Consider the following 17,985-nt stretch of genomic DNA (forward strand, 5'->3'; position numbering starts at 1 on the left):
TGTGAGCGTATTTGACGAAGAGCGTAAAAAGTTAGGATTGCCAACATCCACCGACAAGCAAACATCTGGCAGCGCGTTCGACGGTGATCGCATGGACCTGGGTCTGATTAAGGATACACGACCAAAACCAGAGGACAAAACAAAAGAAATCCCTAAAACTCAAGCCGAAGCCAATGTAAGCACAAAAGTATCTGACACGTTGAAAGGAAAAATCCCTGCGGCTCAACTTGTGACCACTCCAAATGCATTCGGGAATGATGCGATTACTAACTTTTCCGGTAAAGTTCCTGCTGCGAATATGATAATGGCAAGCACAGGCGGGCCGGATAATGCTTCAAAGATTCCAGGAATAGCACACAACGAATATGAAGTCGAACAGCAGCGTATTGATGCATCTAAAGCGCCGGAGATAGTCAAATCCGGCGCCACGGTGCTGAATAAACTAGGTAGAGATACCACAGTAGGTAAGTTCCTCACAAACCTATTCCCGACGGACACACAAGCTGTACAGCGCGATTCTACCGGAAACAAAACGCTTGATAAGATCGACAACTTCGCAGCCGCATACTTGACTCCAGCCATGATTCCAACGGGCGCTCCATATGGACAAGGGATTGTCGGCAGCACATATGAATCAGCAGGTAAAGCGCTGAGTAAAGGCGTAGGTCAATCAGCGGTAAACACACTAGCCAAAGCTGTTCCGTTTGCGGGTAAAGATGCTGCCCAGAACATTGCGCGCGTAGGACTGACAGAAGGACTTGCAGGAGCCGCACAAGGCGCAGGATTCGGCGTACAGCAAGGTCAGGATACAGGGAAAGAGATTGCCCGTAACGCCACATTTGGAGCCGCTGGAGGGTTCGTACTTGGATCTGGTGGCGCTGCACTAGGCGAAGCATTCCCGGCTATTGCTAGTCGATTCAAGAAAACACCTACGGAAGCACCGGCGAATGAAGTTCCGGTTAACACAGCGCCTGAGTCAATTCCAATGACTGATCCTGTACAAGCGAGAATCACACCTAATCCTGTGAAAGAGCCTGCTTCTCAGATTGCTGAGCCTACGTTTGCAGAAGTACCCGCACAGCCTGTAAACAAAGCAGCAGAAGCGCCGATTCCTGCACGTGATCCTAATGTCCCTGTTACCCGCGAACAAGCGCTATACGACAAAGATATTAAGGATTGGACACCTGAGGATATTGCTTTTTCCATGAGTCCAGAATTCAACAATGCAAACATCGTTGAAACTCCAAGATTCACTGTTAAAGCTGATGAAGTTGCGCCAACAGTAAAAGAACCTGTTCCAGCTCCAAAGGCCCAAAGAGGGTTCACGGAAACACTAAAGGAATCACCAAAGACACCGGAGCCGCTGAAAGCCAAACTGAACAGCGAATATGAGCCAATCACAAACGCAGATACTGTTGCAAAAGCAAACGAACGTATTGCGCGTGATGTTGAGGACGAAACCAGACGGATAATGAATACGGATAAATATGATGCGGAGGATTCCGTAGTTGCTCAACGTCTAATTGACCACTACAACAAACAAGGAAATTACAAAGCGTCGGTTGATATTGCTGATAAGATTGCGACACAAGCCACCAAAGCAGGTCAGTTTATTCAATCTTTGTCCATTTATAACCGTCTGACACCAGAAGGTGTATTGATTCACGCTAAGCGTATAGCTAAACGCATTAACGAAACATCTTCCAAACTATCAAAGCCGGCAGAAGTAACGCCTAAAATGGCTGAAGATATTGTTTCCCTTGCTGGAGTAACACAGAAAATGACCGGAGTGAAAGACCTTTCCTCAAACGTCATCGATATCCTTGAACGGGCCAAAGGAGGAGCCAAGCTTTCGGCGGATGAAGCAAACACATTAGAACGTTTTGTGAACGAATCCAAGCAATTTATTAAAGAATCGACTGAAAAGGTGAAGAAAAGAACCGCAACACCTCGTCAAAATAGTGATAAGCGAGTTAGAGATAACTTAAAATCATTTTTTGACGAGCAAGAAGCTGCAGCTAGAGAACGCCTGAAAGCGCGTGGTAATCGCCTGAGCGCTACGCCATTGGACGTATGGGCGGATTATGCTGTAATTGGCGCGGCAAAGATAGCAAAAGGAACGATAAGGTTCGCGGACTGGTCAGAACAAATGGTGAAAGACTTTGGATCCGATATTAAGCCGCAGCTAGAACAACTGTATGAGAGATCAAAGGAAGCTTTTAACATTACCTCAAAGAAAATAACAAGGCAGACGATTAGTGAAGCTGAAAAACTAACTCAAAAAGTAATTAAGGACAAGGAACTTACTGGAGTAGAAGCAGAATCTCTTTTGAATATGGCCCAGCGGGTTTCTGCACTATCTGGTGAAGCTAAGAGAGTGGCATCCCAAGACTTGCAGACGATTCTGCAATCTATGGATAAGCCTTCGTTCCTCCGTAAAGTAGCAAGCGCTCAGACGCAAGCACAACTGCTGAATCCTAAAACTCAGGTTCGTAACGTGCTGGGGAATGAGCTGTTCTACCGCCTGGAACGCATCAACAAATACGTGTCCACTCCCATTGACATTGCGCGTTCCAAACTAACCGGATCAGATCGCACAGTCACCTTTCGAACTTTCAACCAAGGTAAGTATTGGGACAACTGGATCAAAGGCGGTAGCGCTGGAGCGCGTGGAGTTAACATCAACGGACTGGAAACGCAATTTGACCTTGCAAGCCCTGCATTCCGTGGGAAGTATAATCCACTCAAGTACACTGAAAAAGCCCTTGGCGCGTCTCTCAGAAGCTTTGACAATGCCGCATACAGCCGTGCGGTTAATAAGTCTTTGGGTGAAATGGCTACACTGGACGCTATCAACAAAGGCGTTAAACCTTCTAAAGAGTACGTGCAAAACTTTGTTGCAAAAACGGATGAAAACGTTAGACAAATTGCAGATGATTACGGACGATATGTGACGTTCCAGGATAACAACATCATTTCTCAAGGTTTGACAAAGTTTAAGCGCGGACTTAATCTGGGAAAAGATTTCGGTCTGGGTGATCTTGTACTGAAATACCCGAAGACTCCCGGAGCATTGCTTATGAGAGCGCTGGAGTATAGCCCTGCTGGGTTTATACGGAGTGGGATGCAGATTGCTAGACCCATATTTAAAAACGGAATAAAGAAGGACCCAGCAGCTGTCGTGCAGGGACTATCCCGCGCCATCGTGGGTACATTCGGTCTTAGCGCATTGGGTTACTACTTGATAGACAATGACATTATAACTGGACAAGCCAGCAAAGACCCGGATGTTAGAGCGCTTCAGACAGCAGCAGGGAAAGGCGCATATCAAGTAAATCTGTCAGCACTAGAACGATTCGTGACCAGCGGATTTGATAAAAAAGCCGGGAAGATTAAGGAGGGAGACTTGCTCTACACATACGACTGGATGCAGCCTGTATCCATTGCGATTTCTCTAGGAGCAAACACCAACAAAGCACTAAGCGGTGAAGGTCCTAAAAACAACGTGGCTACAGGAATCGCTGGAGGCGTGTATGACGCGGTTTCTGGTTCGGTAAATACACTTACTGAGCAATCTGTACTGCAAGGATTGCAACGGGCGGCAGAGGGCTATCCTGGACAAACGGCAATGGACAAGATTGCAGATATCCTTTCAGATATTCCTGCATCGTTTATTCCAACAATTTTCAACCAAGTAAAGCAGTTATCAGACAACACCAAACGGGAGACAACGGACCCTACACTTCTTGAAAAATCACTTAACAAGGCTCAGGCAAAGATTCCGTTTTTTGCTGGTAAACTACCTAAAAAATATGACACCTTAGGAAATGAACAGAAACACTATCAAAACAGTGATGTAGGAGATATATTTCTGAATCCTGGATTTGCAACAAGATACAAACTATCTGATGAGGCTAGAATGATCGTTGATCTAATCGCGGAAACAGGTGACGAAAGTGTTGCTCCTCGTGTACCTAATAAGAAGGTAAACGGTTTACCACTAACTGGAGAAGAATTTTCCCGGCTATCTCAACTCCAAGGTGAATTCACTAATAAAAGTCTTGGTAAAGTTAAAGAATCATTGTCTGATAAATCAAAGATCAAAAGCATTAATAAAAAACTCACTGATTCAGGCAGCAAAGCTAAGAAGGAATTACTAAAAGAGTATCCTAGACTGCAGGCTAAGCCATGATCGAATTCGATGAAACAGAATTTTTAAACTCAGCAGTATCAGACGAGACTCTCTATCTGGTGCTGCTTTTTTGTGGGCCCGAGGTCAGGGACCGATTACTGTACGGCGGTGAAGACGATGTGGGGAACAATAGACACGCTGTACGATCTGATTTATTTCATTCTTCGTAACCTCAAAGATTTCAGGTGGGAGGCCCTTATAGGGTACTCCCTTTATTTATTCGGCAAACGTAGTGGCATGAAGATGTTCCGCAAGTTTATGACCGGACATTTCCCTTATCTCGCAGACGAAAACGAGGACTGGCGCAGATGGGCGACAAACCAAATCGAATTGTTAGGTGGTCGAAAATGGCAGCCGACGAAGCAGTATGGGCGTATGAAACGATCCGCAAAAGTGGATCCGATGAACTTAACTACATCATCGACATTATCACAGGAGGGCATAGGCCCGGAAAGGCGGTACCCGATGAAGACAGCCATAATTGACGGTGGTCATGGAAAGAAAGACTCTGGAGGTATAGGTGAATCCGGTAAGCTTGAGAAGGACTTTAACCTTGCAATGGTCCTTAAAGTAAAAGAGTTATTGAAGAATAATCCTGAGATAAATGTAATACTAACGCGCTCAACAGACGTGTTTGTAGAGCTTGTGGATCGCGCCAAGATCGCTAATAAGGCTGGTGCAGATGTATTCCTATCTATCCACGCAAACGCTGGAGATGCGGAATCAAAAGGATCTGAGACGCTATATACAAAGGATATTGATAAACCATTTGCAACGATCATTCACAAATACCTAATGGCAGCAACGGGACTGACTGACCGCAAGTGCAGGTACCAGAACCTGTCTGTGTGCCGTAACACGACCATGCCAGCCGCGCTGATTGAACCTGGATTCTTAACTAATCCTGAAGAAGAAGCTTTGCTCTTTAATGAAGATTTTCAAAATAAACTCGCCGTGGCAATGGCTCAAGGGATCTGCGAATACCTGGGCGTGAAGTATGGAGTTAGAAAAACACCTACCGGAACATATCCAGTAGATGTGATTATGAACGAGGTCAACTATGATGGTCTGCTGATCGAGGGTAAAAGTTGGGTACCGGCTAAACTTGTTCTCAATGCACTTGGTGCAAAGTGGTCATATGCTTTGCGTAGTATTTATGTCGGTGACACAAAAGTTGATACGAAGAATTATGACGGTACCAGCTACATTAAAAGTACGGATCTGCGGGACCTAGGCGTTGTCCGCAGCGTGTTCCTGGACCCGGATGCAATTAACACCAAACGTGTACTCATTTACACATTATAAGGAGGGCTTAAAATGAATGATTTGCTTGCTCAAGTAATGGCCTTTGCGTCTGCATTGTCTGTAATCGTCGTGGCGCTGCTCAATCTGGTGAAGGCTACGGTTACCCTTCCGAAGAATTTAATCCCAATCATCGGACTCTTGCTTGGATTAGGCGCTGGATATGCTGCTTTTATCTTTACGGATCTAGAATTAGTGCCTCGCCTATGGGCTGGGGCATTCGCTGGTCTGTCGGCAACCGGTCTTTTTGAGCTATTTAAAAATAATCCAGGCACTACTAATTCCAAGTAGTTAATGTTAAAATTAATGTACGACCAAGTAACGTTGTGATGGACGAGCCTCTGTATAGTGCAGGGGCTTTTTTGCGTTATACTGCATTTGAGGTGATCAAATGCCCATCAAACCAGATCTGGTTAACATAGACATGGCACAACAAGTGTGTGAGTATGTCCTGAAGCGTGGAGGATGGCCCGAATGCACGCCAGAGGCTATACTACATCGAGCTTCAACCTATGAAGAGTTGCACAGGTGGGTGGGCGTGGCTACCGGCGATAAAGGTACACCGTTACCACGCGATCCAGAAGCTAACCAAGTCATATACATTGAACAGGGTGGTACATCATACCGATATGTCCACCACAAGGGTGCATGGACATTCGTGGATGCCATGCCAGCATATTTACGGAACGCGCATTAGTTATCCACATTGTGGACAATAATGTTACTCGGGTAACGGAAGAGTAACAAACTTAACCGATATAGACCGATATAAACCAAAAAATATTACAATTTAAATCTGAACGAAGACCCTTAAAACACTATAAATACAGCGTGAATTCCTAAGCAACAGATATAGACCAAAAGATGTTACAAATAATACAAGGTATTTTTATCATACCCCAGATATGGAGGCAATGGATACTTATTTCATAACATTTTGGGCATAAGAAATAGATGAGATTCATACACCAGATGGAATTTAATTAAAATTGTTGTCATTTGGGCGCAGACATGTTAAATTGTTTTATGACCGACTGACCAAAATAAAAATTTAGTCAAAATTAGACTGATTCTTTAGAAGGAAAGGAGCTTGAACCATGTCCATCGACCGCAAAGCATTAATCCTGCAGGCGGCGACAAAGTCCTTTGTGCAGTTTGGCTATAAAGCCACGACTATGGATCAAGTGTCCAAGATCGCGAATGTAGGTAAGGGTACGATTTATACCTTTTTCAAAACCAAGGAAGAGCTGTTTGAGGAAATTCTGGACAAGGCCTCCCAGGAGCTGACCTCGGTTATGAACCGTTTGGCTTCGGAAGATCACACGTTTACTCAAAAGCTGCTCAATCTGCTTGACTCCATCCTGGAATTCCGCTCGGACCATGAGCTGTTCGTCAAGCTGGCGCAGGAGGTGCGCGATATCGGTACCGTCCAGGCACTTGAAGGGGTCAAACGGATGGAGGAATATGCGCTCGATTTTCTGCGGCAACAGATTGAGCGTGCCATCCAGCGGGAAGAAGTGAAGCCGTGTGATCCAAGTGTGGTGGCGTTTATGATCCTGCGTTTATATCTGGCTTTGACTACTGAATGGAACAAAGGGCATGAGCCCCTGGACAAAAACCGGATTAAGGAGCACATGATTTTGTTTATTTCGAAGGGCATTCTCGTGTAGAATCCAAGCCACCCGGCCTGAAAAGGCTATTTTTTTCCGATAATAATGATTGATTGTGAAAATTTTCATGAACTTACAAAAAAGAGATAGAAGGTGCCGGCAATGAAAGCTATTACTGTATTTCTGAAGGATTTGAAAATCCTGGTGACGAAGCCGATGCTTGCGCTCACTTTGCTGGGTGTTGCGGCATTGCCGATGCTGTACAGCGGTTTTTTGGTCGATGCTTCATGGGACCCCTATGGCAATACGGGCAAGCTGCCTGTGGCCGTGGTCAACCAGGATAAGGGAGCTGACTACGAGGGCAAGACCATGGACGTGGGCAAGGATTTTGTCGATGAGCTGAAGGATAATAGTGATTTCAAGTGGGATTTCGTTGATGCGGCTGAAGCGGAGGATGGCATGGCCCATAACCGCTATTATATGACGGTTACTATTCCTGCCAACTTCTCGGAAAATGCGACTACCTTAACCGAGGATCATCCGGTCCAGGCAGAGATTGTGTTCGAGCCGAACAGTGATTATAACTTTGTAGCCGGGCAAATCGGCATCAGCGCGATGAGTAAACTGAAGTCGAAGCTGTCTACCCAGATTACAGCGGCGTATACCCGAAGCATGTTCGAGCAGGTAGACACGATCTCTGAAGGCCTTGGGAACGCCGGCGGCGGTGCAACCGAGCTTAAGGACGGAGCAGGAAAGCTTACTAACGGGCTGACCACGCTTAAGACCAACCTGAACAAGCTTGCCACAGGCACTTCTGAGCTGCAAAGCGGACTGAAGCTGCTGTATAACGGGGCGGGTAGTCTGAATCAGGGCTCAGGCACGTTGACTAAAGGGACGACGGACCTTGCTAGCGGCTTAAGCCAGCTGGCCAAGGCCCAGCAGCAGCTGCAGGATGGTGCTGTGAAGTCACAGAACGGCGCGGCGCAGTTAAAAGAAGGACTGCTGGCTTCGCAGAATGGCAGCAGCCAGCTCAAGGAGGGGCTGACTGCATCCGAAGCGGCCAGCAGCCAGCTTGCTGCCGGTGCAGATCAGGTCGCCAAGGGACTGGAGCAGATGATGGCGGCTACGCCCGGCCTGCAGGAGAGTGAACAGTTCCAGCAGCTGCTGGCCGCAAGCCGTCAGGTTGCCGCGGGTAGTCAGCAGCTGCACACCGGGCAGGCACAACTGCTCGCCGGCAGCACGCAGCTGGACAAGGGACAGCAGCAATTGGCCCAAGGCGCCACACAGCTCAGTGATGGCGGTGCTCAGCTGGCCGCAGGAATGCAGGCCCTCGGCAAGAAGCTGGATGAGGCTAGCAGGGGCGGAAGCAAGCTGGCTACCGGGGCAACGGCGCTCAACAAAGGCGCGTTGCAGCTGAAGCAAGGACTAACCAAGCTGACTGGAGGTGTGGACGGTCTCTCGGAAGGCGCCGTCAAGCTGAATGATGGGGCGGGCGAACTGAAGGACGGTGCAGGCAAGCTGGCCAGCGGCAGCGGTGAGCTGGCGCAGAAGCTGAATGATGCTGCAGCAGACACCTCCAGTGTGAAATCCGGGGATAACACCGTGAATATGTTTGCTGAACCGGTGAAGCTGACAGAGAAGACCGGTCACAAGCTGGATCACTACGGACTGGGAATCGCTCCGTATTTCTTATCGCTAGCCCTGTTTGTGGGGGCGCTCGTGTTCACCACTGTGTTCTCGCTGCGGGACTCGAATGTGCCGGGGGCTTCGCCGATGGGCAGATTCGTCAGCCGGACGCTCACCTTCGTAATGGTAAGTATTCTCCAATCGGTTCTTGCCGATATAATCTTGCTATATGGTCTGAAGCTGGAAGTTCAGAGCGTTCCCCTCTTCTTCCTGTTCTCGCTGATTGTCAGCTTCACCTTCACCATGATTGTGCAGGCCTTGGTTACCTGGCTGGATAATCCGGGGCGTTTCCTGGCGATTGTCCTGATGATCTTCCAATTAACCTCAAGTGCAGGCACCTTTCCGCTGGAGCTGCTGCCCAACTGGATGCAGAAGGTCAATCCTTGGCTCCCCATGACGCATAGCATCGTCGGTTACAAGGCAATTGTCGGCACCGGTGACTACGCGCTGATGGGACAGCAAATCATATATTTGCTTACCTATGCTGTAATTTCCCTAGTGCTTACATTCCTGTATTTTGCCCGCGAGACCAAGCGCACCACAGCTGCTCCGAAAGAGCTGACGGCTTGAGCAACGGGGAGCACAGAACCACAGCAGACATGCAAGCAGGCATACAGCAAAAACTCCCGCCCCTGAAGAAGGGGAACGGGAGTTTTTGCTGTATTATTTAGAAATTAAGATTTATTCTGTTAGTCCAGCATATATTCGCGGTACTTATCCTTACGGGGATTCAGTACAAAGAGAATGCCGCTGACATAGCCTGAAACTGCATTGAAGTTGCGCTTCAGCGTAAACTTACCAGTAAGATAAGTCAGTGTCCACAGCAGCGCGGCGTAATTTTTCACCGGAGCTTTGCGCAGATTCAGCAGGTAATAATGATTGACCGCCGTCGCCCGTGCCACACGTCCTGCTTTGTCGCGGGAGCTTGGAGACTCATGGTGGGTGATTTTCATATCCGGGTTGATTACAAGCTTGCCGTACTTGCTGGCCAGATGACACATATAAATATCGTCAGCCACTGCATAGCTGGTCATCCAAGGATAAGGCTTCATGTCTTTAAGAGCCGAAGCGCGGAATGACATATTGCAGCCATGGAAAAAATCCGTCTCAAAGGTGTCCCGGGTTTCTCCCCAGAGCAGGAGGGAGCCGGCAAGGGTGCTGGCAGACAATCTGCCTGGCGAAGCCGACATTTGGAAGGTCAACAACCCGAGCAGTTTGCCGGATCTGCTGCTGGACATGCCTTTGGCCATGCCGCCTACACCGACGATCGACTTGTCCGCTGCGTAGGTATCCAGCATCCGGCGGATGTACAGCGGATCATCCAGTTCGGCATCGTCGTCGAAGCTGAGCAGAATGTCTCCGTTAATGAGTCCAAGTGCCTCATAACGGGACAGCCAAACGCCGGGTTTGGTTTTGCGGTAATAACGCAGCTCTGCCTGAGGCATCCGGTTCAGTACTTTGCGGAAATACTCCAGGACAGACTCTTCAATATCACCATCGTCCACAATCAGCAGCTCTATCGAGACATCTTCGAGTTCGGTCTGCCTGCCGATGGACTCAATGCACAGCGTAAGATCTTTGATCCGGTTGCGCGTGGGAATGACTATAGACACATCATGCATGCCGCTGACTCCTTCCGGGACGCCTTAGGCGTCCGCTTAACGAGAATATAATGCACCGAAAGTTCTTGTTGCTCTAAGTTTACCCCCCTTCAGGTAGGCCGTATATACCACTTTCGTTTACTTTTTTTTATAGCGTTTGCGATTATAATTATTAGGAAATAAGTTGCATTTGATTTTAAGTAATATGAACTATGCTTACAAAACTTTAAGCCTATGCTTCCTAAGTTAGTTTTGCGAAGTGCGTTCAAGGAGGCTTATCCTATCAAAACTTTAAGCCTATGCTTCCGAAGTCAGTTTTTTACGAAGCTGATACAGGAAGTCATCGCTAAAAAACTTTAAGGAGGAGACGTTATGCATGTCGGGATCTTTATGCATACTAATTACTTTGAAGATTTCTTCGTGAAGGGCCTGGGTCTCAGTGAAGAGGAATATGTAAGTTCGTATCATAACGATTTTTCATTCGATTATGCGCGTCTCTTGCACACCAAAGGCATCCGTACCACTATTTATAACTTCACCCGTGTCGGTGATGAGGTCAGAACTTACCAGCATGGCATGGTGGATTGCACGGTTAAATTCATCCCTGTAGGGAGACTTTATAAAACGTACTGTCTGATCCCGCACTCGCACCGGACGCCCATTGGTAAATTTATCTCCCAATATATCTCCACCATTCAAAAGGATCTGGCCGGGATTCTGTGCGGGGATGGGATCAATCTGATCTATGCCCAGGAATATGCCTCTGGACGTTTTGAACGGCTGGCTTCAACGGCCAAGCAGCTGAACATCCCCATCATAGCCGCATACCACGGAGGCAGCATTCATAAATGGATATTGCCAATCAAAAAACATACGCTGCACAAGGCTTCCTTTCTGACCACACTTAATGAGGATGAGCAGAAAAGCATGGTAAGCCATTTCCCGCACATCGCGGACCGGATACGGCTGCTGCCGAACTTTGTGAATTCGGCGGTCTTTTACAAGCGGGACAAGGAAGAGGCAATGACGGCGCTTGGCCTGGACCCGGACAGCAGATATATTATCACCGTAGGGCGATTGTTCGAGCATCAAAAAGGACATTCTCTGCTGGTTCAGGCCATGGAACAGTTGCGTTCCATTCCGGGCCTAAAGGTACTGATCGCCGGCGGCGGGCCCGATGAGCAGAGCCTGAAGGCACTGATTGCTGAAAAAGGTCTTGAGGACCGTATGATTCTTCTCGGTACGATCCGCAACAAGGATGTCCTGGCCAGCTACTACAGCATTTCCGAGCTTTTCGTACTGCCTTCACGGTATGAAGGGCTGCCGCTGGTCATTCTGGAAGCTGGTGCCTGCGGGCTGCCGACGGTTGCCTTTAATGTAATGGGGGTACGCGGGCTGGTGCAGCATGGGGTGAACGGCCTGCTTGCTGAAGGGCTGAGCCCGTCCGCACTCGCTGCCTCACTCGATACGTTGCTAGCCAATCCGGAGCTGCGTGCAGAAATGGGGGAAGCCGCCTTGCAGATCGTCCGCTCTGACTATTCTGAGGAGATCATCGGTGCCAGGCTGTATAATTTGCTGCAGGAGAGTCTGGGGCTTGATCCTTTGCCGGCCCAATTTGGCGGGGACGGCTTTGCAACGAAGCTGAGCACCCCCGTCTGAACAGCCCGAATACAACGTGGTAACGTGTGTAGAACCTAATATAAACTGATCCTACAGCGCTCTGCGCTCCGCAAAGAATGCCGGCAGGCTTTTTGCGGAGTGAGGCGCTTTTTTGCGGATTCGGTGCATATTTGGAGAAGGTAAGGCCGAAGGTGTGAAATATACTTGTAATTTTCGGTTTTTAACTATACAATTGTAAGTGACAAATATTTAGTTACTTAACTTTAGGAGGAATCCCTATGAGAATAGATGTATGGTCCGATAATGCCTGCCCGTTCTGTTATATCGGCAAAAGACGACTGGAGAACGCATTGAGCCAGTTCGAAGGCCAAGACAAGGTAGAGGTAGTCTTCCGCAGCTTCCAGCTCGATCCGAATGCTCCGGTTCAGGCAACCATGGATATTTATGATATGCTGGCTGCCAAATATGGCATGACTCGTGAGAAAGCGATAGCGACGAACGTTCAACTCGCAGAACAAGCCAAAGGGGTTGGTCTGGATTTCAACTTTGATATCGTGCAGAATACAAACACGTTTGACAGCCACCGTTTAGGCCACTATGCTGCCGCCAAAGGCAAAGGTCCCGAGATGTCCGAGCGGCTGCTGGCGGCTTATTTTACCAATGGGCATAATTTGGCAGACCGTCAGGAGCTGGCTTCCCTGGCTGCCGAGGTTGGACTGGATGCTGCAGATGTAGCGGCTATGCTGGAGACAGACGCTTATGCAGATGCGGTGAACACTGATATTGCGGAAGGACAACGGCTGAATATCACAGGCGTGCCTTTCTTTGTATTCAATAATAAATATGCCGTTTCGGGCGCTCAGCCGGGGCCGGTATTCTCCGAAGTATTGGATACAGTCTGGGCTGAAGAGAAAAACACACCTGAGCTTCAGGTTGTCGGTAAGCCCCAGTCCAAAGCAGCAGATGCCGAGGGCTGTGACGACGGCTCCTGCAGTATCTGATTTTGAATACCCGACCGAAACCAGGGCATCCTGTCTTGGAGCGGATGAATGAATAGTGCTTACATGAAGCTGCACAAAAGCCCCCTCCCGTTAGAAATGGCTAACGGTGAGGGGGCTTTTGGATGAAGGGGAAAGCAACGGTTACGGTCAGCAGTTATCTGAACGAAGTCACAAAGCTCGTAAACAACGTCCGCACATCATAGTGATGCTGCTTGATCGGTTCCACAGGGCGGTTCACACCCATCAGCGTGTACACGGCAATTCTGGCGGCCCGGACGGAGTATTCCTCGGTGAATACCACGTCGTCCGGGATCTCGCAGTATTGGCCGACAAAGGCGAGGTTGGTTGACCCCGCTGGAACGACCTGCGGCCGGTCGCTGTTCAGCCGCGGCATGAACTGGGAGGTAATGTATGGCATCATGCAAGGGATACAGCTCACGGTAGCCATGATCTCTTCCTTGTGCGCTTCGAAATGAAGGTGGCCGATCAGCTCCTGCATAATTTCTTCCCCGGTACAGTCGCACATTCTCTTTTTTACGAAATCGCCGACCTTGTCCGGATACAGCCCGTAGCCCCAGAATACCTTGACATGCTCTGGTTGATTGCGGAAATGTGGCTGGAACGCCAGCACCACAGACATGAACCAGCTGGAATCCTTGAAGGTGACAAGAGCGCCTGTACCGGCCCGGTTGCGTGTGAACTTTTCCATCAGATCAAAGAATGCCGAGTCCTGGAATGTTACGGTGAACGATTCCCATTTCGAGCCGTCCACATGATCGTCGAAAGGGGAGGGATTGCCGAGACCCGGTTTCTTGGCGGCGATGTTCTCCCATAGCTTCCAGGAGCTTCCCTTGCCGTTCAGGCCCGGAGCGGTTGTCATCGAACCGAGGCTGGAGCCTTCGGTCATGGAGCCGTTCGTAATGATCACGCGGTCTTCTTCGCCAATCTCGATGACATCCGGAACACCTTGGCGAAGCACATGCATTTTCGTAACTGTAATGCCTTCGCCGTCCTTGAAATCCAGATCGGTGACTGTACATTTCAGGGTGAAATCTACGCCAAAAGGCTCAAGGTACTTGTGCAGCGGCAGAATAATGGAATCATATTGGTTATAAGGAGTGCGGGTGACTCCTTCAAGCGTTTGAATGCGCGGGAATTCATGCATGAAGCGGATCATGTATCTTTTGAATTCAACCGCACTATGCCAGGGCTGGAAGGCGAACGTCGTTGCCCACATGTACCAGAAATTCGTCTGGAAAAAATGAGGACCGAACCAGTCGTTGATCCGTGCCTTGCCCATTTTGTCTTCGGGAGTGATAATCAGCTTGCCCATAGCCAGACGGTCCGCCATGTCGAAGCCCATCGATAGTACATCCTCGACTTCACCTTCCCGGTTAATCAGACGGGCATTGGAGTGTGTAGGGTTGGCATCATCGAATGCTGTAATTTCCTCCCGCAGCGATTGCCCCGGATGGTCGATCGAAGGAATGGTGCTCAGGAGCTCCCAGAGATTCTCGTAGGTTTCATCGTTCAGCATCCGGCCGCCCCGGATGACATAGCCTTGTTCACCGCTGCCCGAACCGTCATTGCTGCCGCCGAGGATTTTCATCTCTTCAATAATGTGAATGTTCTGTCCGGGGAAGTCGCAGTCTCTGACGAGGTAGGCCGCACCTGCAAGGGATGCAATACCGCCGCCGACAAAATAAACCTGGCTGTTACCGTACTCTTTTTTCACTGTGAGTCGCCTCCATAGGGTTGCTGTTTGCTGTTGCTGTCCCTAATGTAAACCAAGGCTGACGCTGAGGGTATGGTCAAAAGTCTGCAAGTGTATGAAATTTGGTCACTTGAGGCAAAGTGTAAGGTTTTCCGACGGAAATCGCCTCTCTTAGAGATCGGTAAGACCGTTTCCACTCGCATATTGATGCAGCGCTTTGGCAAAGTTCCCCTCAATGAGCACACTGAGCTTATCGATGATCACCTTCGGCTCTTCCTTCATGCCGCCGCGCATCCACTGGATCACAAGTCCCGTAAAAGCCAGCGTATAGAAATTGGCAATAAACCGCTTGTCCTCACCGCTAACCTCCAGTTCACCCGCGAGCTCTTGAATAACCCCCATAATCAGGTCATTCGTCACTTCATACAGATACGCATCGAGATGTGTTCGGCCCAGAGAGTCCAGCGTATTGCAGCAAAAGGCTTTATTGGCCCCAATATAGCAAAAGATCCGGTAAAACCCGTCCGTCCACGTGCTGTAGCTGCGGTACTGGGCGATGCTCTCCACAGCTTCTGTCTGATAAATCCAGCCCAGCAGCTCAAAAATATCCTGGAAATGATAATAGAACGTCTGACGGTTCAGCCCGCAATCATCCACTAGATGCTTAACGGAGATTTTGTTCAGCGGGGCATGCTCCATCAGGGCTTTCAGCGAATGGGCGAGGGCTTTTTTGGTCAGAAGGGAATTGGACATGGGCTACCCCCTTATCATGTGGTCCTGATGGTTGACAAAGCTTCGTTGTTCAAAAGGAATTATGCGCCGTTCCTGCGTCTGGCCAGCCAATAAATCCCCTCCGTGAGCAGGCCGGCCGCAAAGCCTCCAAGGGTGAACATGGCAAACGTGAGAAAGCCCGCCAGATCCTCCCATCCGGACATTTCCCGGTAGGTGTAGACGATCATGAGTCCCAGCCCGATCAGAATCCCTGCCGTGGTAATCAGCCACACCAGCCTTGCGCCGAGCCAGCCGGAGCCGTTCACCATGATGGACACGCCGAGCGCAAGCACGGCATAACGGCCGAGGAGGAGAGCACTGAATTCCTTGTCCAGCAGGATAAAACGGTGCAGAATCAGCAGCAGCCACAGAAGAAGGGCATAGACGGGAAACCAGATGTACCAGCGGTTGCTTTTGGCGGTTGGCAGGAAACTCATGAACCCATCACCTCATTTATAGGAATATTTAGATGTCTTCCAGCTCCTCAGCGCTTTGCAAAAGAAACTTTAGAAGATTGGGGATATCCTCCATTTGATCTTCGGTAATTTGTCTCTTGAACTGCAATTCGATGCAGTTGTTGTACGTGTCGATATCCTGTCCGTAAAGGTAACTCAGGGATTGAACAGGCTGGAAATCAGGTCCCCAGATCGCGGAGAGGACATCCTCAATCGCTGGACACTGGACGTTAACATCCTCGATTTCCATATAGAAGCGCAAAAGAAGGCCGCAGCCGGGATCGCTGCCCGGAGTTTCCAGAATTTCATCACTGAGCTCCTTCACAGATGAGAGCAGCACCACCTCGGAGGTGACATTTCTGCCATCGGTCAGCTTGAAGGACAGGCTGAACTCCCGGGACATCAACGCGAGGTTCAGGAGATCGGTCCGGTCTGTTATCACTAGAATGCCGTCCAGATTATCATAGTCGTAGAGCTGGTTTTCAAAAGCAATTTTAATATTGTCAAAGACAGTAGGATGGAACATGAATGGCACCTTCTTATGTTTCTCTATATTGTATCATGACGCCAATTGCTGCGAAAATGTTGCTGGACCAGAGGCACGCCCTATGCCGAATGAAAGGGGTGCTTATCCCACTGATCAGCCGGATAAGCACCCCTTTAAGGATGAATGGAAGCATTTAATCCTGTCCATTTGCGGTTCGTAATAAACTTTAGTTCGTTGGTGCAGGTGCAGAATATTTCAGGAACGTCTTCGGGATGGCACTCTCAAAGGTGAGCAATTCTCCCGTGGTCGGATGTACAAAGGAGAGCACGCGGGCATGCAGTCCAAGCCGACCCACAGCTTTGGTCTCTGCACCGTATTTTTTGTCGCCGGCAATCGGATGTCCGATATCGGACATGTGCACACGGATCTGATTTTTGCGTCCGGTCTCCAGGTGCACCTCCAGCAAAGAGAAGTGGCGGTTGGCCTGAATAAGCTTGTAGTGGGTCACGGCGTGCAGGCCATCCCCTTCATGGGGGCTGGAATACATTTTGAGCGTCGAGGTTTCCTTCAGCCAGGAGCTGATGGTTCCCTCCGGTTTTTTGACAACACCTTCGACAAGAGCTACATAGGAACGTTCCTTCACCGTGTCTTTCCACGTATTCTGCAGCATTTGCTGAAGCGGTTCACTCTTGGCAAACATCATGACCCCGGAAGTGTCGCGGTCCAGCCTGTGTACCACAAAGACGCGGTTTTGGGGGTTGCTTAGGCGTACATGCTCCATCAGTTGACGGTAGGCGGTCAGTTCATTGTCTTCGCCGGTGGCGATGGACAGCAGACCCGCATCCTTTTGAATGACAATCAGATCGTCATCCTCATGCACAATCGTCAGTCCGATCATTTCCTTCACCTGGGCCGGCTTTTCCTGGTCAATGGTAACGGTCTGGCCGGGGTGCAGCTGGAAATTATGTTTGGTCACTGCCTTGCCGTTCACAGACACCTGCCCCCGGGAGAGCATAGATTTGATGGAATTTCTTCCACGGCCTGTAACGGTCTTCAGCAGAAAAGCCAGCAGCTCGGCAGGTTCGGTCACTGTATACGATTTAACTGGAGCGGGTGTTTTGGCTGTGGCCCCCGGCTTGCCGCCCGTTTTGCTATTAGAGCTTCTTATGCCGGACTTAGGCTGAACCTTGGCGTTCGTTCCCGGCCTCGCGCCGCGTTTGGAACTATCTTTGGGATTTCGTCTTGTATTCATGGAAGCATTCTCCGTCCTCTAATAATGTACTCCTCAATATACCATGAGCAGTTAAGAAATACTACGGAGCGCCGGGAGTGGGGTTCATCAGGCTGCTGTAGGGCGGCTATATCATCATAATCCGCCAGACGACGACGATTAAGGCAATACCGGCAAAGCACCATCCCAGTGCGGAGGCGTATTTTTTTTCCCTTACCCATCCGCTGGATTTGTAGATATTCCGGTCTACAGTGAGCAGCATCAGTGCGGAGAACATCGCAATGGCGGCGGAACTGGAAAATAAACTGACCATGA

14 protein-coding genes are annotated in these 17,985 nt (G+C 49.3%); 7 read left to right on the forward strand and 7 right to left on the reverse strand.

Annotation, left to right across the window (positions count from 1 at the left end):
- The first annotated feature begins 1 nt into the window (after position 1).
- The 5 genes from A3842_RS11720 to A3842_RS11745 all read left to right on the forward strand — a co-directional run bounded on the left by A3842_RS11720 (position 2) and on the right by A3842_RS11745 (position 9,360).
- Positions 2–4,192: a hypothetical protein gene (locus A3842_RS11720; protein ID WP_074101545.1), complete on the forward strand. Its 4,191-nt coding sequence runs from the start codon at positions 2–4 to the stop codon at positions 4,190–4,192.
- Between the two features lie 117 nt (positions 4,193–4,309).
- Positions 4,310–5,497, forward strand: a complete 1,188-nt coding sequence (locus A3842_RS11725; RefSeq protein WP_074101546.1) for an N-acetylmuramoyl-L-alanine amidase family protein — start codon at positions 4,310–4,312, stop codon at positions 5,495–5,497.
- A gap of 12 nt (positions 5,498–5,509) precedes the next feature.
- Positions 5,510–5,785 (forward strand): holin, encoded by a 276-nt coding sequence (locus tag A3842_RS11730; protein WP_074084875.1) that lies wholly within the window; start codon positions 5,510–5,512, stop codon positions 5,783–5,785.
- 806 nt (positions 5,786–6,591) lie between these two features.
- Positions 6,592–7,164 (forward strand): TetR/AcrR family transcriptional regulator, encoded by a 573-nt coding sequence (locus tag A3842_RS11740; protein WP_074085878.1) that lies wholly within the window; start codon positions 6,592–6,594, stop codon positions 7,162–7,164.
- Positions 7,165–7,266: 102 nt separating this feature from the next.
- The gene (locus tag A3842_RS11745) at positions 7,267–9,360 is read left to right on the forward strand and encodes a YhgE/Pip domain-containing protein (RefSeq protein WP_074101548.1); all 2,094 of its coding nucleotides are present in this window, start codon (positions 7,267–7,269) and stop codon (positions 9,358–9,360) included.
- A gap of 119 nt (positions 9,361–9,479) precedes the next feature.
- Here the strand turns inward: A3842_RS11745 and A3842_RS11750 are convergent, their stop codons facing one another.
- Positions 9,480–10,412: a glycosyltransferase family 2 protein gene (locus tag A3842_RS11750; protein WP_074101549.1), complete on the reverse strand. Its 933-nt coding sequence runs from the start codon at positions 10,410–10,412 to the stop codon at positions 9,480–9,482.
- A gap of 351 nt (positions 10,413–10,763) precedes the next feature.
- Here A3842_RS11750 and A3842_RS11755 point away from each other — a divergent pair, with 351 nt between their 5' ends.
- Both A3842_RS11755 and A3842_RS11760 read left to right on the forward strand, forming a co-directional pair.
- A complete protein-coding gene (locus A3842_RS11755; RefSeq protein WP_074101550.1) occupies positions 10,764–12,050 on the forward strand; it encodes a glycosyltransferase family 4 protein in 1,287 nt (428 codons plus the stop codon).
- 239 nt (positions 12,051–12,289) lie between these two features.
- Positions 12,290–13,012 (forward strand): DsbA family oxidoreductase, encoded by a 723-nt coding sequence (locus A3842_RS11760; protein ID WP_074085874.1) that lies wholly within the window; start codon positions 12,290–12,292, stop codon positions 13,010–13,012.
- 154 nt (positions 13,013–13,166) lie between these two features.
- Here A3842_RS11760 and A3842_RS11765 read toward each other — a convergent pair whose 3' ends face one another.
- The 6 genes from A3842_RS11765 to A3842_RS11790 all read right to left on the reverse strand — a co-directional run bounded on the left by A3842_RS11765 (position 13,167) and on the right by A3842_RS11790 (position 17,983).
- Positions 13,167–14,747 (reverse strand): oleate hydratase, encoded by a 1,581-nt coding sequence (locus A3842_RS11765; protein ID WP_074085873.1) that lies wholly within the window; start codon positions 14,745–14,747, stop codon positions 13,167–13,169.
- A gap of 150 nt (positions 14,748–14,897) precedes the next feature.
- Entirely contained in the window at positions 14,898–15,479 is a 582-nt protein-coding gene (gene dhaS, locus A3842_RS11770) for a dihydroxyacetone kinase transcriptional activator DhaS (protein ID WP_074085872.1), read from the reverse strand.
- A gap of 59 nt (positions 15,480–15,538) precedes the next feature.
- Complete coding sequence (locus tag A3842_RS11775; protein ID WP_074101551.1) at positions 15,539–15,934, reverse strand: hypothetical protein; 396 nt, start codon at positions 15,932–15,934, stop codon at positions 15,539–15,541.
- A 28-nt stretch (positions 15,935–15,962) separates the two neighbouring features.
- Complete coding sequence (locus A3842_RS11780; RefSeq protein ID WP_074101552.1) at positions 15,963–16,478, reverse strand: hypothetical protein; 516 nt, start codon at positions 16,476–16,478, stop codon at positions 15,963–15,965.
- A gap of 187 nt (positions 16,479–16,665) precedes the next feature.
- Positions 16,666–17,691: an RluA family pseudouridine synthase gene (locus tag A3842_RS11785; RefSeq protein WP_083609566.1), complete on the reverse strand. Its 1,026-nt coding sequence runs from the start codon at positions 17,689–17,691 to the stop codon at positions 16,666–16,668.
- Between the two features lie 106 nt (positions 17,692–17,797).
- On the reverse strand, positions 17,798–17,983 hold the full coding sequence (locus tag A3842_RS11790; RefSeq protein ID WP_143186257.1) for a CLC_0170 family protein: 186 nt from the start codon (positions 17,981–17,983) through the stop codon (positions 17,798–17,800).
- Between the last annotated feature and the right edge of the window lie 2 nt (positions 17,984–17,985).

This window comes from Paenibacillus sp. P3E, assembly GCF_001909045.1.
In the GTDB taxonomy this organism is placed as follows: domain Bacteria; phylum Bacillota; class Bacilli; order Paenibacillales; family Paenibacillaceae; genus Paenibacillus_AQ; species Paenibacillus_AQ helianthi.